Source organism: Paeniglutamicibacter sulfureus (assembly GCF_039535115.1).
GTDB classification, from domain to species: Bacteria; Actinomycetota; Actinomycetes; order Actinomycetales; family Micrococcaceae; genus Paeniglutamicibacter; species Paeniglutamicibacter sulfureus.
Map to the genome: position 1 here is coordinate 2,493,636 of NZ_BAAAWO010000001.1, position 26,834 is coordinate 2,520,469.

General features: G+C 59.2%; 23 protein-coding genes. 18 read left to right on the forward strand and 5 right to left on the reverse strand.

Annotated elements, in window-relative coordinates:
* The first annotated feature begins 185 nt into the window (after positions 1 to 185).
* The 4 genes from ABD687_RS11415 to ABD687_RS11430 all read left to right on the forward strand — a co-directional run bounded on the left by ABD687_RS11415 (position 186) and on the right by ABD687_RS11430 (position 5,250).
* Positions 186 to 1,103 (forward strand): transporter substrate-binding domain-containing protein, encoded by a 918-nt coding sequence (locus ABD687_RS11415; RefSeq protein WP_344761019.1) that lies wholly within the window; start codon positions 186 to 188, stop codon positions 1,101 to 1,103.
* A gap of 23 nt (positions 1,104 to 1,126) precedes the next feature.
* Complete coding sequence (locus tag ABD687_RS11420; protein ID WP_310291107.1) at positions 1,127 to 1,975, forward strand: amino acid ABC transporter permease; 849 nt, start codon at positions 1,127 to 1,129, stop codon at positions 1,973 to 1,975.
* A 14-nt stretch (positions 1,976 to 1,989) separates the two neighbouring features.
* Positions 1,990 to 2,760 (forward strand): amino acid ABC transporter ATP-binding protein, encoded by a 771-nt coding sequence (locus tag ABD687_RS11425; protein WP_310293448.1) that lies wholly within the window; start codon positions 1,990 to 1,992, stop codon positions 2,758 to 2,760.
* A 165-nt stretch (positions 2,761 to 2,925) separates the two neighbouring features.
* Positions 2,926 to 5,250: an arylsulfatase gene (locus ABD687_RS11430; protein ID WP_344761020.1), complete on the forward strand. Its 2,325-nt coding sequence runs from the start codon at positions 2,926 to 2,928 to the stop codon at positions 5,248 to 5,250.
* An 895-nt stretch (positions 5,251 to 6,145) separates the two neighbouring features.
* Here ABD687_RS11430 and ABD687_RS11435 read toward each other — a convergent pair.
* Positions 6,146 to 7,072 (reverse strand): LysR family transcriptional regulator, encoded by a 927-nt coding sequence (locus ABD687_RS11435; RefSeq protein WP_310293446.1) that lies wholly within the window; start codon positions 7,070 to 7,072, stop codon positions 6,146 to 6,148.
* 109 nt (positions 7,073 to 7,181) lie between these two features.
* Between ABD687_RS11435 and ABD687_RS11440 the strand changes: the two genes are divergently transcribed.
* Both ABD687_RS11440 and ABD687_RS11445 read left to right on the forward strand, forming a co-directional pair.
* A complete protein-coding gene (locus tag ABD687_RS11440; protein ID WP_310291103.1) occupies positions 7,182 to 8,243 on the forward strand; it encodes an MBL fold metallo-hydrolase in 1,062 nt (353 codons plus the stop codon).
* 5 nt (positions 8,244 to 8,248) lie between these two features.
* Positions 8,249 to 9,565 (forward strand): MFS transporter, encoded by a 1,317-nt coding sequence (locus ABD687_RS11445; protein ID WP_310291101.1) that lies wholly within the window; start codon positions 8,249 to 8,251, stop codon positions 9,563 to 9,565.
* A 240-nt stretch (positions 9,566 to 9,805) separates the two neighbouring features.
* Here the strand turns inward: ABD687_RS11445 and ABD687_RS11450 are convergent, their stop codons facing one another.
* Positions 9,806 to 12,925, reverse strand: coding sequence for a DEAD/DEAH box helicase (locus ABD687_RS11450; RefSeq protein WP_310291099.1), 3,120 nt, complete (start codon positions 12,923 to 12,925; stop codon positions 9,806 to 9,808).
* A gap of 414 nt (positions 12,926 to 13,339) precedes the next feature.
* On the opposite strand from ABD687_RS11450, the gene ABD687_RS11455 reads away from it, so the two are divergent.
* The 3 genes from ABD687_RS11455 (at position 13,340) to ABD687_RS11465 (ending at position 15,216) form a co-directional block, all read left to right on the forward strand.
* Entirely contained in the window at positions 13,340 to 13,918 is a 579-nt protein-coding gene (locus ABD687_RS11455) for a recombinase family protein (RefSeq protein ID WP_310291097.1), read from the forward strand.
* A 321-nt stretch (positions 13,919 to 14,239) separates the two neighbouring features.
* Positions 14,240 to 14,725, forward strand: a complete 486-nt coding sequence (locus tag ABD687_RS11460) for a TIR domain-containing protein (RefSeq protein WP_310291095.1) — start codon at positions 14,240 to 14,242, stop codon at positions 14,723 to 14,725.
* Complete coding sequence (locus ABD687_RS11465) at positions 14,722 to 15,216, forward strand: HIT family protein (RefSeq protein ID WP_310291093.1); 495 nt, start codon at positions 14,722 to 14,724, stop codon at positions 15,214 to 15,216. The genes ABD687_RS11460 and ABD687_RS11465 overlap by 4 nt, the downstream gene beginning before the upstream one ends.
* On the opposite strand, the gene ABD687_RS11470 is transcribed toward ABD687_RS11465, so the two are convergent.
* Positions 15,164 to 15,616, reverse strand: coding sequence for a hypothetical protein (locus tag ABD687_RS11470; RefSeq protein WP_310291091.1), 453 nt, complete (start codon positions 15,614 to 15,616; stop codon positions 15,164 to 15,166). The two genes, ABD687_RS11465 and ABD687_RS11470, sit on opposite strands and share 53 nt — an antisense overlap.
* Positions 15,617 to 15,953: 337 nt before the next feature.
* On the opposite strand from ABD687_RS11470, the gene ABD687_RS11475 reads away from it, so the two are divergent.
* The 8 genes from ABD687_RS11475 (at position 15,954) to ABD687_RS11510 (ending at position 24,445) form a co-directional block, all read left to right on the forward strand.
* A complete protein-coding gene (locus ABD687_RS11475; protein ID WP_310291088.1) occupies positions 15,954 to 16,622 on the forward strand; it encodes a DUF6338 family protein in 669 nt (222 codons plus the stop codon).
* A gap of 490 nt (positions 16,623 to 17,112) precedes the next feature.
* Positions 17,113 to 18,300, forward strand: coding sequence for a competence protein CoiA (locus ABD687_RS11480; protein ID WP_310291086.1), 1,188 nt, complete (start codon positions 17,113 to 17,115; stop codon positions 18,298 to 18,300).
* Between the two features lie 435 nt (positions 18,301 to 18,735).
* Entirely contained in the window at positions 18,736 to 19,437 is a 702-nt protein-coding gene (locus ABD687_RS11485; RefSeq protein WP_310291084.1) for a GntR family transcriptional regulator, read from the forward strand.
* Positions 19,438 to 19,498: 61 nt separating this feature from the next.
* A complete protein-coding gene (locus ABD687_RS11490; protein ID WP_310291082.1) occupies positions 19,499 to 20,410 on the forward strand; it encodes an ABC transporter substrate-binding protein in 912 nt (303 codons plus the stop codon).
* 63 nt (positions 20,411 to 20,473) lie between these two features.
* Positions 20,474 to 21,355: an amino acid ABC transporter permease gene (locus tag ABD687_RS11495; RefSeq protein ID WP_310291080.1), complete on the forward strand. Its 882-nt coding sequence runs from the start codon at positions 20,474 to 20,476 to the stop codon at positions 21,353 to 21,355.
* A complete protein-coding gene (locus ABD687_RS11500; protein WP_344760990.1) occupies positions 21,352 to 22,140 on the forward strand; it encodes an amino acid ABC transporter ATP-binding protein in 789 nt (262 codons plus the stop codon). The genes ABD687_RS11495 and ABD687_RS11500 overlap by 4 nt, the downstream gene beginning before the upstream one ends.
* A gap of 23 nt (positions 22,141 to 22,163) precedes the next feature.
* Positions 22,164 to 23,306 carry an NAD(P)/FAD-dependent oxidoreductase gene (locus ABD687_RS11505; RefSeq protein WP_310291076.1) on the forward strand — a complete coding sequence of 381 codons (1,143 nt, stop codon included), beginning with the start codon at positions 22,164 to 22,166 and terminating at the stop codon, positions 23,304 to 23,306.
* A 134-nt stretch (positions 23,307 to 23,440) separates the two neighbouring features.
* Entirely contained in the window at positions 23,441 to 24,445 is a 1,005-nt protein-coding gene (locus ABD687_RS11510) for an NAD/NADP octopine/nopaline dehydrogenase family protein (RefSeq protein WP_310291074.1), read from the forward strand.
* 208 nt (positions 24,446 to 24,653) lie between these two features.
* Here ABD687_RS11510 and ABD687_RS11515 read toward each other — a convergent pair whose 3' ends face one another.
* Complete coding sequence (locus tag ABD687_RS11515) at positions 24,654 to 25,283, reverse strand: DUF1016 N-terminal domain-containing protein (RefSeq protein WP_310291072.1); 630 nt, start codon at positions 25,281 to 25,283, stop codon at positions 24,654 to 24,656.
* 165 nt (positions 25,284 to 25,448) lie between these two features.
* Complete coding sequence (locus ABD687_RS11520; protein WP_310291069.1) at positions 25,449 to 25,658, reverse strand: hypothetical protein; 210 nt, start codon at positions 25,656 to 25,658, stop codon at positions 25,449 to 25,451.
* 246 nt (positions 25,659 to 25,904) lie between these two features.
* Here ABD687_RS11520 and ABD687_RS11525 point away from each other — a divergent pair, with 246 nt between their 5' ends.
* The gene (locus ABD687_RS11525; protein ID WP_310291067.1) at positions 25,905 to 26,516 is read left to right on the forward strand and encodes a DNA-binding protein; all 612 of its coding nucleotides are present in this window, start codon (positions 25,905 to 25,907) and stop codon (positions 26,514 to 26,516) included.
* Positions 26,517 to 26,834 lie beyond the last annotated feature (318 nt).

Here is a 26,834-nt window from a genome sequence, read left to right on the forward strand (position 1 = left end):
GAAAAGTCAACGAAATGTAGTGAATTGCGCTTGATACGTTGCGTGACGTAGGGCACAATCGAATAATCACGTAAGACTTAGATCACAAGTAGTTCATTAGATGAACTAATCGTTCCGCCGACACGGCGTCGATCGCCAACGAAAGAGATACCCCCACCATGAGCACTCGCAAACTTTCCAGAGCAATGGTCCTGACTGCAGCCCTGATTGCGCTCACCGCATGCAGCACGACGGCGGAGGGAGCCCCACAGGCAACGAATGGATCCACCGCCCAGAGCGCGGTCAACGAATCAGCAAGGAATCTACTGCCCGAGGACATCCGCAATGACGGGAAGCTGGTCTTTGGCAGCACGGCCAACAACGCCCCCTTCACCATGAAAACCGGCGACACAATGGGTGGCATGTTGCCGGAGCTTGGTACGGAGGTGGGTGCCGTGTTGGGTGTCGACGTCCAATTTGAGGCAATGGCCTTCCCCGGGCTGGTCCCGGCATTGACCGCCAAGCGAATCGACGGGATCTGGACCCTGATGCAGGCGACCGAAGAGCGCGAAACCACCCTGGAGATGATCTCCTACATGAAGAACTCCCAAAGTTTCATGACGCTAGCGGACGCGGCGCCAGTGGAAAATACCGAAGCACTGTGTTCCCTGCATCTTTCAACCGTGCGTGGCGGGACATCGCAAAGACTTCTTGATTCCATCGCCGAAGATTGCGAAAAGGCGGCTCACGGCCGTCCGGAAATCTCGCTGTTCGACGACCCAGCCACGGCACAGACCCAGCTGCGTTCAGGCCGCGTAGATGCGTTCGCAGGGATCACGGTGCCGGTTCGCTACGTCGCCGATACCGTGGAAAACGGTTCGGTCTTCACCGTTGCCCCCATCGAATACCTCGGTGGCGCGCAAGCCATCGCTTTGGCCAAGGGCGACACCGACCTTGCAGCTGCGCTGCAGGCCGCGTTCAAGGTTGTCATCGATAGCGGCCGATACAAAGAAATCCTCGCAAAGTACGGCGCCGAAAACGAAACGTTCACCGCCGAGCAAATCGTGCTGAATCCAGCTACAAGCGGCGTTCTCGACGACGTCGTGCGGACAGAGAGCAAGTAGCCGTGGTAATTACTTCGCCAACCGTGCACCGAAAGGCAGACGATCTGCGCATCGATGCCGTTCCGGTCAAGCACTACGGCCAGTGGATCATGGCCGCCGCCGCCACCGTCCTGCTTGCGGCTTTCCTGCTCGCCATGGCGCGCAACGAAAACCTTGACTACTCCGTAGTCGCTTCGAACTTATTCGCCGGATCCATCCTCAAGGGGCTTCTCGTCACGTTCCAGCTCACTGCGGTGAGCATCGTAGCTGGCACCATCATCGGCGTGCTCCTTGCTATTGCCAAGCTTTCGCACAACAAGGTCCTCAGTGGGCTGGCCTCGGGATACGTCTGGTTCTTCCGAGGTGTTCCTCTGCTGGTGCTCATCTTGATCTTCGGAAACTTTGCACTGCTATTTGAAACGTTGGGCATCGGGATACCGTTTACCGGGATCATGTTCTTCGAAGTGGAAACCAATGCCGTCATGACCACTTTCGTTGCCGCTGCCTTGGCATTATCCATCCACGAAGGCGCCTACATGGCAGAAATCGTGCGGGGCGGAATCCTCGGGATCGATGAGGGGCAAAAGGAAGCCGCGGCTGCTTTGGGCATGCGGTCGAGCATTGCCATGTGGCGCATCGTCCTGCCCCAGGCACTGCGGATGATCATCCCTCCTACAGGCAATCAGCTCATTCTTTTGCTCAAGTCCAGTTCCTTGGTTTCGGTCATCGCAGGCGGCGAGATCATGACCGCCATCAATGACATCGCCGCGGTCAACTACCGAACTGTCGAGATGTTCTTCGTCGCCTCGTTCTGGTACCTGGTCATAGTTTCCGTCCTCAGCATCGGACAAGGCTTCCTTGAACGCCGTGCCGCGCGTGGATACACCCGATGAAAGAAGCAACAACAATGAACACCCCCATGGTCCTGGCACAAGGTGTCCGCAAGTCTTTTGGTGCGCATGAAGTCCTCAAAGGCATCGACTTAGAGGTAGGTAATGGCCAAGTCATGTGCTTTCTTGGCCCTTCCGGGTCGGGCAAATCCACCTTCCTGCGCTGCATGAACCGCCTGGAAACCATCGATGCGGGACGAATCCGTGTCGGAGGTGAACTTGTCGGCTACAAGGAAAAGAACGGCCGGCTGCACCACCTCACTGAGGCAGAACAGGCGCGCCAGCGGCGGGACATTGGCATGGTCTTCCAAAGGTTCAATCTCTTTGCGCACATGTCTGCCCTTGAAAACGTCATGGAAGCGCCTTTGCGGGTCCTCAAGCGCCCAAAGGCCGAAGTGCGGGAACGAGCACAAGCCGCACTGGAACGCGTCGGACTGACCGGGCATGAACGCAAATACCCTGCCCAGCTCTCCGGAGGCCAGCAGCAGCGTGTGGCAATAGCACGGGCACTGGCCATGGAACCGAAGCTCATGCTTTTCGACGAGCCTACCTCCGCGCTGGACCCCGAACTGGTTGGTGAGGTTCTCGACGTGATGAGGGGTCTTGCCTCCACTGGGATGACAATGATCGTGGTGACACATGAAATGGAGTTCGCAAAGGACGTCGGTGATGAGCTTGTCTTCATGGATGGTGGGCTCATCGTCGAAAGAGGAACCCCCCGCGAAGTCCTGGAGAATCCTCGTCATGAGCGTACCCAACGCTTCTTGCGGGCGACGTCAGAGATCTAGAACGGCCACAACACCGGGGCCGCTAACGTGACCCATGGAAAAGGCGCCGGAAACGGATCGGGATCGAAACCTCTGGCCCCATTTCCCATCGATCGCGCACTTGTGGGCATATCGGTCTAAAGGCACTTGAACGTCACACTCCGTCTTACAGGAACGAGGAAGATGATGGAACCCGCGCCGGGAATCCCCGCACAGGCACGCGGCTACGAGAATTTCGACGGCCGCATCGATCGGAAGGCGTCGAACTCCCGGCCTTCCTGGAGCGCTCAACCCCGCGCAGGAGGGGACGCCCCTAATGTAATCCTGATGGTGATGGATGACATGGGTTTCAGCGACATCGGCGCCTACGGCAGCGAGATCGACACTCCTAACCTCGACGCCATCGCATCAGCCGGAGTACTGGAAACCAACTATCACACTCCCCCGATGTGTGCTCCGGCCAGGGCGTCGCTCCTGACCGGGGTCAACCCACACCGGGCAGGATTTGCCTATGTTCCGCATGCCGACCCCGGGTTCCCGAACTATGCCATGGAACTTCCCGCCCGGGCCCCCACACTCGCCGCAACCCTGCGCAACGCGGGATATTCGACATTTGCCTTGGGCAAATGGCACCTGACATTGGAAACCAATCTGTCCGACGGCGGGGACAAGTCCTCGTGGCCCTTGCAACGGGGCTTTGACAAGTACTTTGGCTGCATGGATGGCTTCACATCCCTGTTCCATCCGCACCGTTTGGTCCGGGACAACTCCGCAGTTCACACCGAGGAATACCCCGAAGATTTCTACCTTACCGATGCGTTGACCGACGAAGCTATGGGCATGATTTCATCGCACCAGGCGGGTTCCGGCGCACGGCGCCCCTTCTTCATGTATTTCGCCCAGCAAGCCGTCCACGGCCCCCTCCAAGCCAAGGACCGAGACATCGAAAAATATCGAGGCATCTACGACGAGGGCTGGGATGTCCTGCGTGAACAGCGCTTCAAACGACAACTGGACAAGGGACTCTTTGCCGGAAACACTTCACTGCCGGCCAGGGATGAAAGCGCATTGGATGGCGTCGAGCCGTGGAAGGACCTCACTGCCGAGCAGAAAATCCGCTTCGCCCGCCATATGGAGGTCTATGCCGCAACGCTCGACAACGTGGACCAGAACGTCGGGCGTTTGGTCCAACACCTCAAGTTGATCGGCGAGTACGACAACACGATTTTCGTTTTCACTTCCGATAACGGCGGCACCGCCGAGGGTGGTTCCGAAGGAACCCGGAGCTACTTTAGCCAATTCGCATCGATGCCGGGCTTGCCTGGAAGTTGGGAACGCGACGTCCCGCGGCCGATCGAACTTATCGGCGGACCGCAGGTCTATTCGCATTACCCACGCGGTTGGGCCGCAGTATCCAACACCCCTTTCCGCAAGTACAAAACGCACACCATGGCCGGAGGCGTGCGGGTTCCCTTGGTGCTGTCGTGGCCAGCAGGGAAAGGTCAAGGACTTCACGGCATACGCAACGCATTCATGTTCAGCGCCGACGTCATGCCAACGTTACTCGAGCTTGCAGGGGTTCCGCCGATGAAACACGTCCAGGGCGAAATGGCCCTGGAACTCGATGGAGTCTCTCGGGTCCAGACCCTTGTTGGCGGCGAACCCGAGGACCATACCCAATATTTTGAGCTTCAGGGCCGTCGAGCCCTGTGCACCCACCAATGGAAGCTGCTCTCCCCCGATCGTCTCGGCCCAAGCTGGGATCCCGACGCCTGGCAGCTATACAACGTGCTCACAGATCCCACGGAGATTCACGATCTGGCCGCTGAACACCCTGGGATCGTTCACGAGCTCGCTGCACGGTGGGACTCCGAGGCCTGGCGCAACACCGTATTCCCGCTCAACGACGACGGCACACTGCTGCGGGTTCGCCCGGCATCCGAACTGGAACTCGAAAACCCGCTGACCCTTTACCGTTCCTCGGGCGTCCTGGAACGGTTCAGGTCTTTGAAGCTGACCAAACTCCGTTCCTTCGACATAGAGCTGGATTTTGAGTTCACCGACCGCGACGCCGGTGTATTGGTCTCCCATGGCGACCAAGGCGGCGGATATCTGCTCTACGTGAAGGACCACGAACTCCACCTGTCCTACAATGCCTACGGCACCGTCCTGCGGGGGCGGCACGCGCTGGACACCGGACATCACCACTTGACGGTGCATTTCCTTTCGCTTCCGGATGCGCAGTGGCAGATTTCGCTAACGGACCGGGATGGCATGAACAAGGTCCTCATTGATGTGGTTCCCATGATGGTCGGAATGGCGCCGTTCACCGGCATTAGTGTCGGGGCCGATCGATGCGGCCCGGTGGATTGGGACCTCTCTGAACGACATAGGAGTTTCCCTTTCACCGGATCCCTCGGTCCTGTCACGTACATACCGGGAGCGAAAACCGATCTGAACCCCGAGCTCTTTGCCGAACTTGAGGAACGTGTCGCCGTGGTCTTTGATTAGGATCGGTGCAGACCCGGAAATATTGAGTCAGGATGCAACCCGGGCTTGCCATGTACCCTCGACAAGAACGATGATATTTTCCCGCTGGCGATGCCCAGCACTGGCATCTCACACTGGTGCGGTGCCAGTGCTGGGCTACCATCCAACAAGAATCTGAACTTCGGTCACGCCAGACGAACACAGCAACGGAAAACCTGAACGCAAGGACATTCATATACATGGCAGCCGGCACTGACTCGTCTCCCCCATGCTGCTGTTCCCCGGCACGCATGGAACATCAAACCAACGATATCGACCGCCGCGAGCCATCCGTGACGGCATCGCCACAACCGCCGCGGCTACCGCGTCACCCTGGCCCAGGATCGGGACGGTCAGCGGCAACGGCAACGCCTTGCCGTGACTCATGGATGATTCAATGTTGCGCCAGCGCACAGCGGCCCCGGCACGAATGAACATCCCGATGATAATCAGGAACAGCGCGATTCCGGTGCGAAGCGGCCCGGAAAATGCCTGGGAAGCAAAAGGCTTTCAGCGCAATGCCCCCGGCCAGAAAGCCGAGGAAGCTACGGATCCAGGCCTAGAAGGTTCGTTCATTGGTCGACGTGAAGCGCGGGTCTGGCTCCTTGCCTCCGCCCACTTTCAACACCCACTTGGCCAGAAAACCACGGTCGGAGTTTTCCTCCATCAGTGCCATGTATCTTCCATCTCCCTCGGCATTGCGCCAGATGTTTCCTCGTCCGTTCGGGCCACCGGACCGATACTCCTCCACAGCCGACCGTGAGCACAACCCCTGGACTTGAGGGGAAACCCGCCAGGTGGGTTGCCCTCCACGGACACCCTCGGATAGTGGGGCGCTCAACCTACTTATTGGACTGCGTCGAAGGCACCGCGAGGACTACGTATCCGCGGCCCAATGCTGCATCGGATCCGCGATGGCACCCAGGTGCGTCGTGGCGAAGTCGCGCAACGCGCGGATCTTGGCGTTGCCGAGTGATCCGGACTGGAAAACGAGCTGAACGGCATTCTCCGGCAGTTCGTCCGCGATGCGCTTGTAGACCAGTTGGTGCCCGTCGTAGGTCCTGTCGCCGCTGGGCCTGCCCATGATCACGGTATATCCCAGGCCGCGGCCCACCACGGAGCGGATCGTCTCGACGTTCCGCAGGCGCCACCGGACATTGGGTGTGAAACCCGCAGCCTCCGTCATGGCCATGATCAAGTCCGGTGCCGGCTTGAGCCCCAGGAGCACCGCCGGCTCGTCGCCGAGTTCGGCAAAATGGACCTCCTCGCGATCGGCCAGCCTGTGACCGGCCGGCAGGACCAACTGAAGTCTCACGGCCGCGACCAAGGCACGTTCCAGGTCTGTGTCCACATGCAATTGGTACATGAAGGCTGCATCGAGGTCCCCCTCCTGCAGCCGGCGCTGGAGTTCGTCGGAGGAAGCCTCCGACACCAGGACCTCGACCTGCGGGTGATGCTCGGCGAAGTACTCAAGCACCGGCGGCACCAACCACGGGGACAGGGTATCGAAGCAGCCAATCGTCAAGGTTCCAACGAGTTCACCCCGGATGGCTCCGGCAGAGGCTTCAAGTGCGTGGGCGGATGCAAGGACCTGCTTTGCGTTCTCGACCAGCTCGCGCCCGGCCACGGTGAGCGCGGCTCCCTTGGCCCGCCGACGAACCAGCAACTGGACGCCAAGCGTTTTCTCGAGCGTGCTCAGGGCCACCGACAGCGAGCCTGCCGTCATGTGCAGGCGTTGCGCGGCGGCGGCCAGCGTTCCTTCCTCCGCCACGAACAGGAAGATCTCGAGCTGGCGCAGGGTCACGGCGAGCAAAGTTGACTCCTTCAAACAAGATCTATAATTAGTTTCGATTTTCACAGTATATGTTCCAAGTCATAGTTGGTTCCAAGACCTTCCCCTTTCAGGAGCATTCATGGACCTCACTCCCCGCGTCATCACCCTTGGCACCGCCGGCGGCCCCCGCTGGTGGGGCGCCCCCTCCGCCGGCAGGCGGCGCAACGGCATCGCCACCGCCGTCGTGGTCGGCGAAGCCGTCTACCTGGTCGACTGCGGCCGCGGCGCCAGCGGCCAATTCGCCGAGGCCGGGCTGGACCCGAACCAGCTGCGCGGGATCTTCCTAACCCACCTGCACTCGGACCACACCGTGGACATGGCGGGCATGCTGCTCTTCGGCTGGATGATGACCGGCCAGCGCCCAGGCGCCCCGGTGCGCATCATCGGCCCGGGCGACCGCGGCATGCTGCCCCCGGTGAACAAGAATGCCGAAGGCGACATCCAGCCGCTCTTCGCCGACACCCCGACCGCCGGCACCAAGGACATGGTCGAGCATCTCTTCCGCGCCTATTCGGCGGATTTGACCGACCGGATGCTCGACTCGCTGCGCCCCTCGCCGTACACGGTGTTCGAGGCCTGCGACATCGCGATCCCCGCGGAGGCCGGCTACCACCCGAACGAGAATGCTACCCCCGAGGGCATGGAACCGTTCACGATCTACACGGACGAACTGGTCACGGTCACGGCAACATTGGTTGCCCATCCCCCGGTGGCCCCGGCCTTCGCCTTCCGCTTCGACACCGCCGAGGGATCGGTCACCATCTCCGGGGACACCGCCCCCTGCGCCAACCTCGTGCGCCTGGCCCGGGACACCGACCTGCTCCTGCACGAGGCCATCGACATGGACTGGGCCGCCAACTCCTATGCGGACGTAGACGAAGCGACCCGCACCGCGACCATCGAACACCACCGCAAGTCGCACACCACCCCACGGCAGGCCGGCAAGCTCGCCGCCGCCGCGGGGGCACGGGCGCTCGCCCTGCACCATCTGGTGCCGGGAAACGCCGAACCCGCCGTCTGGCGGTCCGCCGAGGAGGCATTCGACGGACCGGTTTTCGTTCCGGACGACCTCGAGACGATCAGTTTTGCCCGCCCGCGCAACGAAGCACTTGCGGCCGCCACCAGCACCCAGAAGGATTAGGAACCATGGCACACGAAACCACCACGGCCCCGGCGGTAGCCGAGACCTCGCTGAACACTCCGCACATGCGGCGGATCCTCGCCTCCAGCTTCGTGGGCAGCGCGGTCGAATACTACGACTTCCTGCTCTACGCCACGGCCGCCGCCGTGGTGTTCAACAAGGTCTTCTTCGTCAACCTTGATGCGGGCTGGGCCACCTTCGCCTCCTTCGGCACCCTGGCCGCCGGCTACGCCGCACGCCCGATCGGCGGAGCCATCTTCGGGCACTACGGCGACCGCCTGGGACGCAAGAAGATGCTGATCCTGTCCATGGTGATGATGGGCGTCGCCACCACCGCTATGGGTTTGCTGCCCACCACAGCCACCATCGGAGTGCTGGCACCGGTCCTGCTGATCACCTTGCGCGTCGTCCAGGGCATCGCCGTGGGCGGTGAATGGGGCGGAGCCATGCTGATCGCCCTGGAGCAGGCACCCAAGAAAAAGCGTGGCTTCGCGGCAAGCTTCGCCAACATGGGCGCCCCGGCCGGCGCAGCGCTGGCCACCCTGGCCATGTCGGCGGCGACGCTGCTGCCAGACGAGCAGTTCCTTGCGTGGGGCTGGCGCATCCCATTCCTGCTCAGCGCGGCACTTGTGGCCCTGGCATTGGTCATCCGCCTTAAGGTCTCCGAAAGCCCGCTCTTCCAAAAGCTGGAGCAAGAAGCAGACCGTCGGCGCATGCCGATCCTCGAGGTCTTCACCCGCCACCCGAAGCAGTTGTCCCTGGGCATCCTCGCCGGCGTCGCACAGTTCACCATGGCCGGCATGGTCACCGTCTGGGCCGTCAGTGAGGCCGTGGCCAACGGCGCCGACAAGACAGGCGTGCTCAATGCCAAGGCACTGGCCGCCGTGGCCATGTTGCTGGCAACCATCATCAGCGCACGGCTCTGCGACCGCTTCGGCCGCAAGAAGATCCTGCTCATCGGCATCGTTGCGGGCATGGCGGCGGCCTTCCCGATCCTGAACCTGGTCGAGACCGGAACCGTGGCCGGATACGCGACCGCGGTGATCCTGGGCCAGGGAATCCAGGGATTCATGTTTGGCCCGTTGGCCGCATTCATTGCGGAAATGTTCCCCACCCGGGTCCGCTACACCGGTTCATCGATTGCCTACCAGGCGTCATCGACAATCGGTGCCGGCTTCACACCGATGATCGCCGCGGGCATCATGGCGGCCACCGCCGGCGGCGTGATCCTTGGAGCTGGCTGGATCACAGTCCTGGCCATCTGTGCCATTGCGGTGGTCATCGCACCAGAGGGTCGGAAGCGCGAGCTGACAGACATCTAACGATTTCGACACTTGGTCCAGGCCCGTCCTCGCGTTTGCGACGGCGGGCCGGAGCCATGTCCGCCACGCGATCGCCTCCCGCTTTCGCCCTGGACATGCCTGCAATTTCTGCTCGAACGCGCAGTCCACTGACTCAATGCCGACGCCGGTAATCGAAATACCTGGAATCTTTTCTCTTATTGTCAGTTGCTGGCCGAGCAAGTTTCACCAGTGGAAGACCTTCAGCGTTCGGGGTGTGCTTCATCTGGCAACAGCATTTGCCGACGTGAAAACGCTAACCGGCATTTCACGCTGCAGCTTCCAGGTGATGGCGATCGGCTTTGATCCGTCATGTTTCACGTAGTCGACCGTGCCCAGACACGTGAATGGCATGACCAGCCCGTCGATATCCTTGGCCGCATCACGAGTAAAGAGCAGGATGTGGGATCCGTGGTCCTTCCGATTCAAGTAGCGCTGCCCGGTCGGGCTGGTTGGGCTGGTCGCGTTCTGCGATTCCCAGTGGAAAAGCCGTGGACTGATCGCATAATCCTTGTACAGCGTGTTCGGGTGGTGGACTGTCTCATCTTTGTCCAGCGTCACGAAGAGCGCATCGGTGCTCGCCTGCGGACACCACGCCACTCCCTCACGATGGTTTACGCCCTTGCCTTGTTCCAAGGAACCGTAGTCAAGTGCCGCAAGGACTTCGGACCGCCAGTAGGTGGCATGTGAGTACAGCGGAATCTGTTGCAGACCGAGCGGAAGTCCCTTCGGTGCTCGGGCGCTGCGAGCCACGCCCCGCGCAAACGCAGCGCGCAGTTCCTCAACCAGGTACCCGTTCGCACGAATCCGGTCCAGCCCGTCGTCGTAGGACGCGTTGCCTCCGCCGTTGTCCCAGAACGTGTAGAACAGCATGCGTGCGAACGTCTGGTCCCGTTGTCCCAACTCCGCATAGCGCCGGGCTTCCCTGGAAAGGAGCTCGGAATAAGCCTCGGCGCGCTCGGCGTCGTCAACATGGAGGAATCGTGTGACCCGCTTGAGCAGATCGCGTTCCTCATCTCGTTGGACAGCACCGAATGCGACAAGACCTTCCTCCTGGGGAGAACGCGAAGAGATCAATCCTGCCCGGCGGATCAGATCCGTCCAGGAATCCCCTGTTCTGCGGTAGATGTCCTTGACGTCTCGGCCGGATTCCTCGAGATAGTCATCCAGTCCGAGAAACCCATGGGACTTGATTTCACGAACAAGGGCAGGCTTGTTGAGCTTGAGTTGGGATCGGATGTTCTCCAGGACGATGGCGCGTGTCACTCGATCAAGCATGAGCTGGCATCCCGAGGGTAGTCCCGGCGCGTCCTCGTCGATGATGCGTTCCAGCTTCTTGCGTGGCACATCCAGTAGAGCGCGGTACTTGACGTCGAAGCGGAACTCCCGGCGTTGTTGTCCAATAAAGTCCAGCACGGTGAGCACGGCCTTGTCGTCAGCACGACGCAGTCCGCGGCCCAGTTGCTGGAGGAAGATCGTCGAGCTCTGCGTGGGACGCAACAGGAGGATGGTGTCAATCTCCGGTACGTCGAGTCCCTCGTTGAAGAGATCGACGGCGAAAATACAGTTCAGTTCGCGCGCCCGCAGCTTTGCAAGCGCTTCCTCGCGTTCCTCGGTGCTTGAATTTCCCGATACCGCCACCGAGGGGATTCCCGCCTCGTTGAAGACCTTGGCCATGTAGTGGGCGTGCTTCACCGAGACGCAGAAACCCAGCGCGCGCATCAAGGACGTGCTCAGCACCTTGTCGCGCAGTTCGTTGATGATCTTCAAGGCACGCATGTCATTGCCTGTGTACACATTGCTTAGCTGTTCCAGGTCGTAGGAGCCGCGCTTCCATTCGATGGCAGTGAGGTCGACGTCGTCTGCCACACCGAAGTAGTGGAAAGGAACCAGCAGGTCGGCATCCAGGGCATCCCATAGACGCAGCTCCGAGGCAATCCTGCCGCCAAAGTAGGTGTCCGCCACATTGACGCCGTCGCCACGTTCGGGTGTTGCAGTGAGTCCCAGCAATTCGATGGGCTTCAGGTGCTCAATGAGCTTGCGGTATGAGGATGCTTCGGCATGGTGGAATTCATCGATCACCACGACGTCGAATGCCTGCGGGTCGACCTTGGAAAGTCCGAAAGCGGCCAGGGACTGGATACTGGCGAAGACGTACTTCCATGCCTCCGGTTTTTGTCCATCCACGAACATCTCTCCGAAGGAGCCCTTCCCCAGGACTTTTCGATATGTTTTGAGGGATTGCTCGAGTATCTCTTTGCGGTGAGCCACGAACAAGAGGGTGAGGTCCTGGCCAGCAGCTTCGCACAGTCGCTTGTAATCCAGCGCCGCGAGCACGGTCTTGCCGGTCCCTGTTGCCGCAACCACCAGGTTTCGATGCTCGTTGCGGTTTGTGCGGGCGGCTTCGAGTTCTTCGAGCATTTCCTTTTGATGCATCAGCGGAAGCACTTCCAGCCCGGTGGATCTGAGCATTCGTTCCGCCGTTGTTCCGCCGGCACGTTTCAGTGCCGCGTCCAGCCGCTCAGCGTCAGTATCGGGATCGTATGGAACGAAGGCGTCGTCCTCCCAATAGCTGTCGAATGTCATCGAGAACTTTTGCAGGAGACCCGGAGTTGCCACACCCGAGAGCCGGACATTCCATTCAAGCCCGTCGAGCAGTGCCGGTCGGCTCAGATTGGAGCTTCCAACGTATGCAGTGTCAAACCCCGAATTTCGGTGGAACATCCACGCCTTCGCATGAAGTCTCGTCGCATTCGTCTCGTAGTTGATGCGGACTTCTGCGCCGAAACGGCGAACCAGCTCGTCAATTGCGTGGCGTTGGGTTGCGCCCATATAGATCGTGGTGATGACCCGTATCGGGATGCCGTAATCCTTCAGTGCCTCGAGGGAATCTGAAAGGAGCCGCAGGCCTTCCCACTTGATGAATGCGCACAACAGATCGACTCTATCGGCCGAGGATAATTCGGCCCTCAGCTCGGCGGCAAGCTGTGGATCTTCGCGGCTGTTCGTGAGCAGGGCGGCAGAGCTTAGTGAGGTCTGGGGCCGTTTTAATGACCGCATTCTGATCTCATCATCGCGTTGCAATTTCATCAGTTTTTGGGGGCCATGAAGGACGTCTTCGGCGTGTCCGACAAGTTCAAGAATTTGGTTGGTCAGCGTGACCATCTGAACCGGTTCGAGCGACCCAAGACGAGCCTCAATTGCGCGACCAAGAAAACGTGCCAGTTCACCTGGTGCGTCCTCGGCTTGCACAGACTCCACCGACCGCGTGAAACCGTGCAACGATGCCAACCGACCAGCCAAGTGATCGGTAATCAGGCTCTCGAAAATTCCTTCACCCAAGTCGAACGCGCTATTCTGCCCAGCTTTGTCCATCTTGCCAGGCTACTCGAACTCGGTATCCGTATCAGGGATCAACACTTGGTGGCCAAGGATCCTACTCTCGCAGCGTCCGGCTCTCATTCAAGTGATTCGTTTCCTTGAATTGACCTACAAAAATTCGCCACTGAGAATTTTCCTGGAATCAGTTTTGAGCTACTAGATCTTGCGTCACAATCAACCTGCCCATTCTTCCCTAGACGGGTACTTGAAAGCAGTGGCCTGCTGATTAGGAACCTTATACCGATCCCCCACCGCGACACCCCACCCCCAAAAATCCGGCATCCAAAAACGTTGAAATTTCAAGGAAGTCGGATTCGCGCATACCCCGCCCGCATTAATGCCCGGTGAAGGTGGCACAAACGCTACACTGAAGCCATGTCACCGCACTTGGTCGGGTACGCCCGCGTCTCCACCAACCAGCAAGACCTCGCCTCGCAGCAGGCCGGCCTCAAGTCGCTCGGCGTGTCCGACGAGTTGGTCTATGTCGACCACGGGCTAACCGGACGAAACCGCGAACGCCCCGGGCTGGACCAGGCCATGGCCGCGTGCCGGGCCGGCGATACCCTCGTGGTCACCAAGCTCGACCGCCTCGCCCGATCCCTGCCCGACGCCCGCGACATCGTCGAGGACCTCACCAAGCGAAACATCAAGCTCAGCCTCGGCGGAAACGTCCACGACCCCACCGACCCCGTAGGCCGGCTGCTGTTCAACGTCCTGGCCATGGTCGCCGAATTCGAATCCGACCTCATCCGCGCCCGCACCCGCGAAGGCATGCAAATCGCCAAGGCCAAGGGAAGGCTCCGCGGCAAACAACCCAAGCTCTCCCCCGCCCAGGAAAAGCACCTCGTGGCCCTGCACCACGGCGGCAAGCACACCAGCGCAGAAATAGCCGAACTCTTCGGAATCGCCCGCAGCACGGTGTACAGAATTGTCCAGCGGGCACCACATTCGTAATGAATTTTTGCCGCGACCGTTAGGAAGCAGGCGAGGTCACTTCTGATCAACAACAAGCAGTCCAATCCTCAGCCTTTCCAGACCGCGGATTCTCATGGATGGATCGCGGTAAAGTCGTCGCGCATAGCGCCGTATATATCATGAACGGGCAGTGTGATCGCGGCCCCCATATACGTGCCTACTCCGGCACAACAGTGCCTATTTTCCGTCCCCGAGAGGCCGACCGATGGGTATCTTCAATGGAGACCCCTCGAAAGGTGTCGGAAGCGACTAGTATGATCGATTTGTGCTGACCAGGGCACATATTCGAAAGGTGCATCGATGGCTAAGTCCGTGTTCTACAGCTTTCATTACGACCTAGACTCTTGGCGGGTCCAACAGATCATCAATATGGGCGCGCTCGAAGGTCAGCCCATTCTGAACGCCCAAGCATGGGAAACGGTCAAGCGCCAAGGTGACAAAGCCATCGAAAATTGGATCTCTGAGCAGATGTCCTACAAGAAGGCGGTTGTAGTGCTCGTCGGATCAGAAACAGCCTCGCGACCGTGGGTAGATTTCGAGATTCGGAAAGCTTGGAACGATAAGAAGCCGATCGTCGGAGTTCAAGTTCACGGGTTGGCAGATGCCAATGGCAAGACCGCCTGCGCCGGATCAAATCCATTTTCTAAAATCACCTTCGCAAATGGTGGCAGCCTCGCCGACTACATTCCCCTATACAATCCCGCAGGAGCTACGAGCAAGGAAGTCCATGCAAGCATCACTGCGAACATTGCAACATGGGTTGATGGGGCCTACAAAAGGTCATGATTGACCCCAGCAGCGAAGGGGAAGAGTGTCCCTTCTGCGAGATCGTTGCGCGGGAAGATCCTGATGCGCGTGAAGTGTATCGGGATGACGACATAGTGGCGTTTTTTCCTACCGAGCCCGCTGTACTCGGACACACCATGATTATCCCTCGACCACACGTCGCTGATATCTGGGACCTCAACGAACACCTAGCACAACGCTTGAGCGTAGGGACTCTAGGAATTGCCAACGCGATCCGACGGAGTCTAAACCCTGACGGACTGAACATCATCCAGTCCAACGGCGTCGCAGCGAGCCAGTCCGTGATGCACTTGCATGTGCATATTGTGCCGAGGTGGGAGAACGACCGGATAGGTCGTATCTGGCCGCCCGAAAGCAATTACTCCGAACAGCAAAAAGATAAAGCTTGGGAAAATCTGCGTACCGCTTGCAAGCAACTTAAAAAGCGCAACGCAACCACAGCAGAATTGCCACGCCTGCGAGCAGAATAAGGCCGTAGTAATCCCGGACCGACCACGACCAGACCACCCGAGACCAAGATATCGGATCGCATTGAGCAGAAGTGAGAGTATGGCAGTACTCAGTAGCGTTCATCTCGTAGACGTCAACTTCCCCCTTACGCGCGGCGTCAAACAAGAGGCGGTACTTGCGCTCCTCGCGCAAGTACCGCGCGTCAACTGTGGCGAACATTAGTAAAGCGAAAACTCCCAGCAAAGCAACCGTCACCGAATGTTTCGTCCCGGCATACCCGTAGGTAGCAACTGCGACGGTTAATGCCCAACCCTTTGCCACTGCTGACGCCGACGACATACGAGCAATCGCAGACTGAATAAAATCCAGATACTGACGCCGCTCTTCTGATGGATATTCCGGCTTGATGTCTGCAGTCATTATCTGACAATAACGTATCTCACGTGGGCATCCCGTAGATTCAGTCCGGAACCAACGCGGTATGTTGGCATGTCATGTACCTGAGCATTAACCTCGTATGCGCTAACCCATCCCTACTCATATCTACGATCCTGCCCACCTCGGGCTCTACTTCTTAGGCGGCTGAGGCGGTCTTTCCACAAACTGTGGCGACACGGGATATTTGGTAGGTTTCTGGCCTTCTTTGATCTGCCCTGGACCGTTCGATCTATCCTTATTTTCACTCACATTATGTCCTCTCTTCGGTGCTTCAACCAACGCTCCAAGTCTCTACTATTGAAAGCCAGAGCGCGAACCCATGCCTACAGAACCACTCGCCGCAGCCATATACATTTTCTTCCTAATGCCAGGCATCGCTTATCTATTTCAAAGCGAAAAGCATCGAGCCACTCGTCGCCGCTCGGCATTCAGGGAAACCTCGGCGGTGGTCGTTTCAAGTGCGATCTGCCTGCTAGTGCCACTTGTATTTTTGGCTGTTGCAACGTTTCCTTTTCCTGCTCTGCGTCCCTACTTTGCTGGGTTCCTGTCGAGATCCGATGTCATCTTCTATGCAGATCCAGTGGGATATTTCCTCGCCCTTATCTTCTTCCTTTGCTTGGCGACTCTGCTTGGCTTCATCTTAGGGACATCACGGGTACAAACGTGGCTTCGCAACATCGGGGGAAAGCCTTTGATTGACCGCGACCGTTCAGGCTGGACGAAGACGTTTGAAGCCATGGGGCCAGCCATAGTTGTGGCTAGCTTGCAATTGAAGACAGGCACATGGATCCAAGGCGAAGTAGCTAGCTACAACACCACACCCGAGGACACCGATGAGCGCTCTCTTGTCCTCTCAGGCAGCATCCTCGTCCGCAGCGCGGCAGCAAAAAAGGCTGAACGAGTGGCAGAAGGGCAACAAATGGTAATTCAATCCTCAGAGATCGAACACATGACAGTCAGTTATCTGAGACCTCCCGCTACCCGGTAGGGGGGTACCCGTGGCGCAAGCCGTCCTTTAAGTTAGAGGCACTATGTTGAAGGAACAAAAGAACCGACAAAGGCCCCTCATGGTCAACCATGCGCCTGAGAAGAGCCACGTCCTGCTGAGACATTTACTCCGTCGGTAGCCCCCCACATTGGAATGACGCCCCGTTCGCGTCAAAGTGAACCGTCCTGCGAATCATGCCGTCGTATTACGAGAGGCATGAAAACCGGGCCACCTCAGATTTCGTCAACGTGAACATGTCCGATTAGCTTCCAAGAGCATGCAAGAAAAGCGTCAATAAAAACGAAGTCGTGATCCCAACCAGACGTTTTTCACTCGGCGCGTGACGTCGGCTGAGGCATACCCCAAGCGGACACTAGAGACCCGGGATGCATGGAACTTGTTAGCAACAGCGGCCAAAGCAGTGGGTTCTGTGGTTGAATCTGTCCATCGGGGTTCATGGGGCATCCCGAACACTGCCATGGGGGCGCAGATGCTGCTGGTTGCGATGCTTGACGGGGAACGAATAGATGCCACTGCGCGCACGCCCGAATCGTGGGCAGCGCTGCAGGCATCGGAAGACCGGAAGCGGCTTGTGCTTCCCGGGTGCAATATCCGGGCTGTCGCAAAAACCCGGGGACCGGACACCAGATTCTTTGCCCATCACCAGGGAATGGACTGCGCTGTTGACCACGGCGGGGAATCGGCGCAACACCTGGCCATGAAGGAAGCCCTGGCCCAAGGGATAGACGCGGTGCCCGGCTGGCATGCCGTCATCGAATATCCACACCCCACCCGCGAGTGGATCATCGACGTGCTGGCGATATCCGACGACAGACACCACCGTGTCGCCTTCGAAGTGCAGCTCTCATCCCAGACACCGGCGAACTATGTCCGCCGGACCCAGAGATACTTCGACAGCGGGGCCTTCCCGGTGTGGCTGGTGCCTCGCAACCTTGAATACAGCCCCGTGCGGATACCGACCGTGGTCACGGGATTCGGCAAGGAATCGGAAATCCCAGAAAACCATGCGGATCTCCTCAACTTGGAGATCACGCACAATCTCGCCCTGTCGCAGGGCACCCTGGGTGACTTCGTTGCGGGCCTGTTGGTCAATGGCCCGCAGGGAAACCCTGGATCACCGCAGGAACAGCAAGACAGGATGGACAAAGAACGCAAGCGGTGGATCGCAGAGCAGCGCGCCGACGCCGAGCGCCTTGTAAAGGCCAAGGAAGCTGTCGAGAGAACGAACCGGGGCAGTGTGGCTCCGGAGAAGGCCTTTGGGCCATACACCGTCCATACCGAATCGGGCCCCTTTGTCTGGGCGACATTGACGGATTGCTGGAAATGCCGGCAGCAGATGATGGTGTGGGAAGCGCGCAGTCTCCGTCCCGGCGAGCAATACTCATCGGCGCCACGGGTCTCCGTGAAAGCCGAAGTAGGCCAGAAGCGGTACGAAAACCACCCAGATGTCCACCAGGCGGTGAACACCTGGATTACCCGGTCCGGGGCTGCTGCCACCAAGGCGCAGATCGAAACCAGGCATAGCCAAGGCGCGGGAGGAGAATACAGCGCCTTCGTGTGTCCAAGCTGCAGGGCCCTCATGGGACAGATCTACATAGCGCAGATCAACACGGAGCACTGGTCAGTCATCAGCGCTCCCCTGCTCCGGAGGACTTGAGGTCCGCGGTCCGTAGTGTTCCCATACATGGTTCCGGACTGGGGTTCCTGAGACGAAGACGAGCCAGACACGTTGTTGAGATCAACCGCATCCCCGACGGCACGGCAATGGACGTCCATCCAACTGATGATGCTCGGCACCGTATGTGATCGCAATAAAGGATCCTTTGTTGAGACGATTTAGGTTCAAGCTATTTGCACACCGCAAAACCCCTTTGGTCCTCGTCACCATTGCGCCGCCTGCTCTCCCCTGCCCGAGACATGAGGTCCGCGTTCACTCCCCGCTCGGGCAGGAAAGCGGGTCTTAGCATCGAATGCCCCAGTAGGACTTGCATCGACAACCACAAAAACCATGAGTGATACAGGTTACAAATAGTTCCCGAAAACTATTGACCGGTCATTACCTTCAATGTACGGTCAATTCATGAACACTCCGATGTACCTGACCATTAGGTCCGGGTTAGAAGCGCAGATCCAGTCAGGTGAGTTGCCCCCCGGCGCCAAAATGCCCACCGAGGCCGAATTGCAGGCAGAGCACGGCATTAGCCGCTCCGTTGCCCAGCGGGTCTTGAATGACCTTGCCAGCGCAGGCTTGGTTATCAGGCAAAAGCGATTAGGCACGCATGTTGCAGAGGGGGCTCGCCAAGTGAACCTGCTTCGCTCGGTAGACCCAAGGCTGGGAAGCGCCAACCTTCCGGGTCGCTTGGTCACGGTATCGGCTGAGGTGTTGACCGCGGGGAAGGCCGAAGTCGAAGTTCCCGGCATTGACAACGATGCCCCGGTCATCCAGCTGATTCGCGTTCGGCACGATCTGGACGACACCCCAATCGTTGTCGAAGTCGCCGCGATTCCCTTCGGGCTGGCGCCAAGACTGCTCGATGAGCAGCTTGAAACCGTGTCCATTCGTGCACACTTCACCCAGACCGGTGTGCCGATCGCATCGTCGAGGATGTACTTCGATCCAATCCTGCTGGACCAAGGCAAGGCCGACCTGCTTGGTATCGAACCCGGAGTGGCAGTGCTCAGGCGGCGCCGCTTCATGTGGCAACCCAACGGCCAGATCGCGGAATCCGCGGCCTACTACCTTCGTCCCGACGCACTCGAGTTCTACGTCGAGTACACCGACCAAAACGGCTAGACACTCTTAGGTCATTCGACCCCAGAGCCCATGGAAACTCATATGTTCAGGAGACAACCCAGTGAAGAAAGTAGCAATCTTTGCCCTAACCGCGATGGTGGGCCTGATTGGACTCAGTGGATGCGCAAACCCCACAGACGACGATGGAGGCCAGCAAGCCGGAAGCGGTGACATCGTCGCGTCCGTGCAGAAGGACGACACCATCGCCGCCATGTTGCCGAAAGAGATCAGTGATCAGGGTGGCTTCACTGCATCCATAAACGCCGACGTGGCCCCCATCAAGTTCATTGACAGCGACGGTGAGATCACGGGCCTGAACCCGGAACTGCTTCGGGCAGCTGCCAGGGTCCTTGGCACAGAGGTCAAGTTTCAGGAAGGAACATTTGATGCCATGGTTCCGGGCCTGGAAGCCAAACGCTATGACGCCATCGCGTCGGTAGCGGACTTCGTCGAACGGCAGAAGAATATCGACTTCATCGACTACCTCAAGAATGGAACAGCGGTTCTCGCATCCTCGGACCTGGAACAGGACGAATTGACGCTCGACCAGCTATGCGGGTTGAACGTCGGGTACTCCCGTGGAACCTCGCAGCAGGGAAACCTGGAGAAAGCAGTCGAGGACTGCGCCGCAAAGGGCCAGCCAGCACTCCAAATCAATGGCTACCAGGGTGCTGGGCCCGGGATCTTGTCAGTGAAGAGCGGCAAAGCGGACGCGTTCTGGGGAGACCTCCCGCAGATGCTTTACAACGTCAAGAAGGATCCTGGCCTCTTCAAGATCATTTACACCGAGCAAAAAAGCGTGCTTGGGATCGGCATCAACAAGGAGGACCCAGAACTCCGTGACGCCCTTCAGGCCGCACTACTCAAGCTGGTGGAAGACGGGACCTACGACGCCTTGCTTGAGAAGTGGGCCCTGGAAGGCTTCGGAATCCCAAGCATGAACATCAACAGTGATATCAAACTCGGGAAATAGGCCATGTCCACTCCACAAACACAATGGAAGAATCCCCCCTTCACAAGAGGGAAAGCCCAAGAATTGGCTTCCCTGCAGATCAGGCCCAGGGTCGGGATTGCGCAGTGGGTCAGTTATGCCTTCGCCGCATATATGATCCTGGTGCTGATCCAGTTCTTCGGATTCAACGAGAACTGGCGATGGGATGTGGTCTTCTCCTACCTATTCAGCCAGGTGGTCATGAATGGGCTGCTGAACACCATCTACCTGACCGTCCTCACTACCGTTTTGGGGCTCATTCTGGGGGTGATCACGGCTTGGTGCCGCATGTCGAACCTGGTGGTTCTTCGGACGTTTGCGCTGGGCTACATCTGGATTATGCGGGCCATGCCTCCACTGGTCATGCTGCTGGTGGTGTTCTTCTTCGGAGCGCTTGTTCCGACGCTAAGCATCGGCATTCCGTTCGGTCCCAGCATTGCGGAAGTACCCACCAACGATGTCATTTCACGTTTCAGCGCCGCGGTCATCGGCCTGGCCATCTACCTCGGTGCGTACTCGGCGGAGATCTTCCGCGGCGGTGTCATGGCCCTGCACTCCGGCCAGTTTGAGGCGTGCAAGTCGTTGGGAATACCACCGTTCAGGGCGTACCAAAAAATTCTCGGACCCCAACTCATTCGAGTCATCACGCCCTCGATGGCGAACGAGGTCATCACCATCTTCAAGAGCACCTCGCTCGTTTCAGTCATCGGCTACGCCGAGCTGCTGACCACCGTGCAGACCATCTATGCCAGGAATTTCGAGACCATCCCACTCTTGATGGTCGCGGTCATCTGGTACCTGGTCCTCACAAGCATCGCCATGGTCGGGCAATCGAAACTGGAAAAGCGGTTCGGCCGAGGCTTTGCCCGAAAGAACCTCGGTCGCCCCAAAGCATTGAAAGCCGGACTCGGCAAGGGAGAGAAATGACAGACCAAACGACAGCTGAGGCCCCGATGCTCCAACTCGTTGGCGTCAGCAAGCACTTCGGCGAGCTACGGGCGGTGGACGATGTGAGCCTGGACATCACCGCCGGCTCTGTCACCTGCATCGTCGGGCCCTCGGGCTCAGGAAAAAGCACGCTGCTCCGCACCGTCAACATGATGGAGGAGATCGATGGCGGCGCCATCTTCTTCGAAGGCGAGATGATTGGCCACGAAGTCCGCAACGGGCACAGAGTACCTGTATCGAAAGCCGTGGCGCGTCGACAAACCCTTAACTTCGGGATGGTGTTCCAGCACTTCAACCTCTTTCCCAACTACACCGCGCTGGAAAACGTTACTGTTCCCCCCGTTCTCACGGGCCGGGCGGACAAAGCGGCTGCTCGCGCCACCGGACTGCGCGTCCTTGAACAGGTAGGCCTGATCGGAAGAAAAGATCATTATCCGAACCAGCTCTCGGGTGGGCAGCAACAGCGCGTGGCCATCGCTCGGGCGCTGGCCATGGAACCGAAGGTTCTGCTCTTTGACGAACCAACGAGTGCATTGGATCCCGAATTGGTGAGCGAGGTGCTGGGAGTCATGCGGGCCCTCGCGGAACGCGGGGCAACGATGATCATCGTCACCCACGAAATGCGGTTTGCCGAAGATGTGGCCGATGAAGTCGTCATGATGGACGCTGGCCGAATCATCGAACGTGGCGCTCCGTCGGAGATTTTGCACAACCCCACAACGGAAAGGGCGAAGAAGTTCTTTGCCTCGGTTGGAACCCTCTAAACCCTGAAAGGGCTTGATCAGCAGTGAAGCAAAAAGTAATTGTCATCGGTGCCGGAATCATCGGCTGCAGTCTCGCGGACGAGCTTAGCCGCCGCGGGGCGGCCGTGACCGTGATAGACGCAGCCGAGGCGGGCGCCGGCACCAGCGCTGCCACCTTCGCCTGGGTTAATTCGAACAACAAGACACCGGTGGAGTATGCAGACCTCAATCTGCTCGGACTCCAAGCCCACGAGCGCGCTGCCCGGGCAGCCGACCACGGCGGAGACAGATGGTTCCACCAGATCGGCACGGTGCAGATTGCCCAAACCGATGACGAGATGCTCGCCATTGAGCGCAAGGTCGAGAAGCTGATTGCAAATGGCTATGAGGCGCAACTGCTGACTCCGGACAAAGTTCGGGAAAGCGAGCCTGCACTCTCCCTGGACCGCCTGGCCGGTGGCGCACTCTATCCAAAGGAAGGATGGATAGATGTGCAAACCATGTGCATGACCCTCATCGGCCGGGCCATCGAAGCCGGGACTACTTTTGCTCCCTACGAGACCGTGACCGATATCCAGGCAACCCGCGTAACCACGATCACCAAAGACGGATCGACTCGACACCACGATGGGGATGTAGTGATCCTTGCCGCCGGCAACGGCAGCAAGCGCATTCTTGCCGCGGGAGGCATGGATTTTCCAACGCTCGATCCCGCAGTCCACGGTGTCCAAGCCGGAACAGAGAACACGGGAATAGGGATCATCAGCACCACCGGTCCCATCAACTCCGGCATCCGCCACCTGGTACGCGCATCAGGCATAGCCATGAGGCCCGCGCGCAACGGCGGAATCACCTTTGCCGACCACCCCACCGGTGGCAAATGGGACCTTGGAGACCCCAGGATCTGGACGGTGCCAGCCCTCCTCCTCGAGCGCGCCCGCGAGCTCTATCCCGTCCTGAAGGACACGGCCACCGAAAATGTGAGTCTGGGTATCCGCGTGCTCCCTGAAGACGGACTAACCATTGCCGACTGGGTCACCGAAAACAAGTCGATTTACGCCGTGGCCACCCACAGCGGGGTAACACTGTCGGCTCATCTCGCCGGTGCCGTCGCAGAGGAAGTACTCACCGGGAATCGTCATCAGTCGCTCAACACCTTCAGCCTGTCGAGGTTCGCAACAACCTAACGAGGCATAGCTTTTGCCCGGTGGGAACTGGAAGCGCATCCACCCCACCGGGCCCTTCCCGGTGCCGACCACCACGCTCCGCAACAGCCTGCCAGGGACTTGGGTCTGTTCGCATAGAAAAGAAAAGAGTAAGCATGGCGAATATCCTGATCAGATCAGATGAGGCCAATGCAGCAGCGACAGCGCTACTGTGGGCAGCACGAGGCCATAACGTCTGCCTCTTGGCACCCACGCTCTCCCCCGGGACCAACAATTTCAGCTATTTCGGGCACCAGCGCACGGTCACACTCCGCAGGTTGGAAGAATTGGAAGCCTCCGGGCCCAATGTCGGCGTGGTCTTCGCCGAAGGCGAGGATGTACAGGCCGGAATCAGCAGCATCCTTGAATCGAAAACACCGGATCTGCTCGTCATCATCGGCGGTGGCATTTCGGCAGCCGTTCATGCCACAGAGGCGGCCAAAGGCCTGCACTTCGATTCTTCCAGAATTCTCCACGTAGGAGGCTTCCTCGTAGGAGGAAACGCATCGGCAGTAAAATCTGAGAAGCAAAGCGTCATAGCCGGTTTCCTAGCTAAAGGAACCCCTTCGCATGTGCTGGGCCTGGCCCAAACAACCCTTCCCCAGGTGTTGATTGGCAATGGCTTCAGCGTCGCCCTATCCAGCGTGAACGCCTTGGTCCACCTTCCTCCAATGATCTTCAACGCAATGAGCGTCGAACGAGGCGCAGATGTCAGATTCTATGTCGAGGGATTCGGCGACAGCGTCTGCAGGCTCATCGATGACCTGGATGCAGAACGGCTCCGCCTGGGCACGGCCCTAGGTTTCATGCTTCTTCCTCTCGGCGAACTTATGGACAGAAGCAGCGGCCCCGAAGGCATGCCGGGCAAGACAATGCGAGAAAAAATCAATGCCTTTCCCTCCTACCAGAGCATCAAACTACCCTCAAGCTTCGGCCACCGCTTCTTGGCACACGAGCTACGGTCCACTTTCGCGCCAATGGCCGAGCTCGCTCGCATGGCGGGGGTAGGCGTACCAACGATCAATTCGGTCGTACGAATTGGGGAGATCCTTCTAAGCGCGGATCTCTCATCGTCCGCGAAAATTGTTGCGACTAAATTCCTGGCCCTCACTAAGGTCTAGGCCCACAAAGGCAGTACAAAACCAACGACCCACTCATCAGAACAGCAGGAGATACGCATCGCTGGTGCATAAGACTGTGGAATGGAATGCGGGTTTGTGCAGGCACGTATGCAAACAAATTTTGAAAATGAAAATCCGTGTATAGAGGAAGCTTTCGAAGCCTTGAGACTACCTGCCCACGAAGTGACGAGATCTGGTGTCCACGATGTTACGAGGTTACACACAGCGTCATGGCCTCTTCCAGGGCGTGTTCTTGGGCATCTTCGGTGAGGCCCAGGAAGTCCAGCACCAGGGGGTCCTTGGCAACCTCCCGCGCCAGGTCAGTGCCTTCACCCGGCAACCGTGCCTCGAGGTTATTCGGGGCCGCACCGGTGCGGGTGTGGAGGGACGAGCGGATTTGGTGTTCCAAGACGGCCACCGACCACCCATGCTGAACGGCCCGGGAAGCATACCAGCGACGCAGTTCGTGGTCATCCACCTTGTTCAGCAGCGCGACATTGTGGCTCCAACTCAATTGTCCAGACGGTGTCTGGACAATTTGTTCCTCGCCGCTCCAGGCCGCGGCGAAGGCGCGCATGTTGTACATATTGGTCCGGGAGAATCCCTTCATGTGCGGGAATTCCGCGCGCAGGTCCCGGGCAATCCTCTCCAAGACGTTGCTCCCCCACGGCTGGTGACGCTGCCGCTGGAGGATGGTGTGGCCGATGTTCCAGTACAGCTCGATCATGGCGGTGTTCACGACGCGCTGGGCGCGGTGTTGGGCTTCCCGTACGAGACCTTTCAGGGTGGTGAGTGTTGCGGCGTAGTCGCTGGGAAGGTCGGGTTCGAGCTGGGTCATGATTCAACCCTAGTTCCAGTCGCCGATGCTCTGTCGTCAATTGTCCAGACAGTGTCTGGACAATTGGCGGCAGGAGGGTTTGGCGCCATCGGTTGCCGCTACCTCCATGAAAGTCAGGTCCCGCGCCGAGCATGGCCACGCTCGTTGGTTGCTGTACAGGATTCCTCAGGATTCGTGCAGTGGGTGCTCTCGTGTGAGGTCCCTGAACCAGCGCATCTGGGCTGCGTCGTTGTCCAGGTCCAGGGCCTCGAGTTGCTGCATCAGGGCAGCATGATGGGGTGTGCCCGGAGGTGTGGAGGCGATCTGCCGTTTGAGTTCAAGGCGCAGCCCGTGAAGCTCTTGCTCCCGGGCCCGCGAGAGTTCTTCCATGCCCATGGGGCCATCCTCCACGCCACGGCCGTCTTCCACAACGGCTTCGGGGCTCCCGCTGACAGCGCGGCCTTCCCGCCCCCTGCCGAAGTGCCGGCGACCACGATGCCAATGCCGAGGCGGTCCGGCGCGTGGGCAAGCTCGGCGCGATACCAGGCACCGCAACGGCGGGCCAAGGCCGGCGCCGGGATAGACAGATAACCAATTAGTAGTAATAATAGTAGTAATATTCTTACTACATAGGATGTGGTGATGGTGGTCGAATCCCCCATGGACCGTGCGGCGACAGCAATCAACGCGATGGAGTCCGAAAATCTCAAGGTGACGGTCACCGCGGTGCGTTCACGCGCCGGGGTCTCCATGGAAACCGCCCGCTCCGCCGTGGAGGCATGGCGCACGCAACGTTCACACCCGGTGGTCGCGGTCACCGAGGCGGCACAGCAGGCGTTCATCCGGCTGTGGGCCGTGGCGGTGGCCGAGGCCGACGCCCGGCACACCGCACAGCTCGAGGCCGCCCAGGCGGCCCTGGAGGCGGCGCGGGCGGAGGCAGTGGAAGCCGGTGCCCTGGTCGACGCCGAGGCCCACCGCGTCCAAGAAGAAGCCGGGCGGGCCGATGCGGCTGAAGCCCGGATTGCGGCGCTGGAGGCGGAGATCCGCTCCCTGCGCGAGGCGGAGACGTCCGAACGTGCCTCGGCGCAGGATGCGGTGAAGGCCGCTCAGGCCGAAACGGGCCGGGCACGTGAGGAGGTCGCGGAACTGCGCGGACGCTTGGCGGTTCTCACCGAGCAGGCAACCCGTTACTGGGACGCAGCGCTCCCCGCGAACCACCCGGAACAGCAGGACAAGCCCAAACCCAAGCAGTAGGCCATGCCCTCCGCAGTGAGCGATCGTTGCGTGGCACTGCCGTCCCATCCTTTAGCGCCAATCCCTGGCCCAGTACCAAGACCGGCTACGTGTCTTCGGCAACGGGGATCACATCCCTGGGCAGGGAGTCGATGTTCAACAGCAGCAACGGTGGCCTGGCCCGCTGGCCAGGGTTGGAACTCTTGGCGTGAAGTTCCGTACTGCTCTTCCTCAGACCCCAAGTCATCCCAAGCATGTGATCGTCATCCAAAGTACGTCCAAGGTTGGCTTTCTAGATAGCTATCTAGAAAGCTTTCTTTTTGCGTACTCCTGAATTGC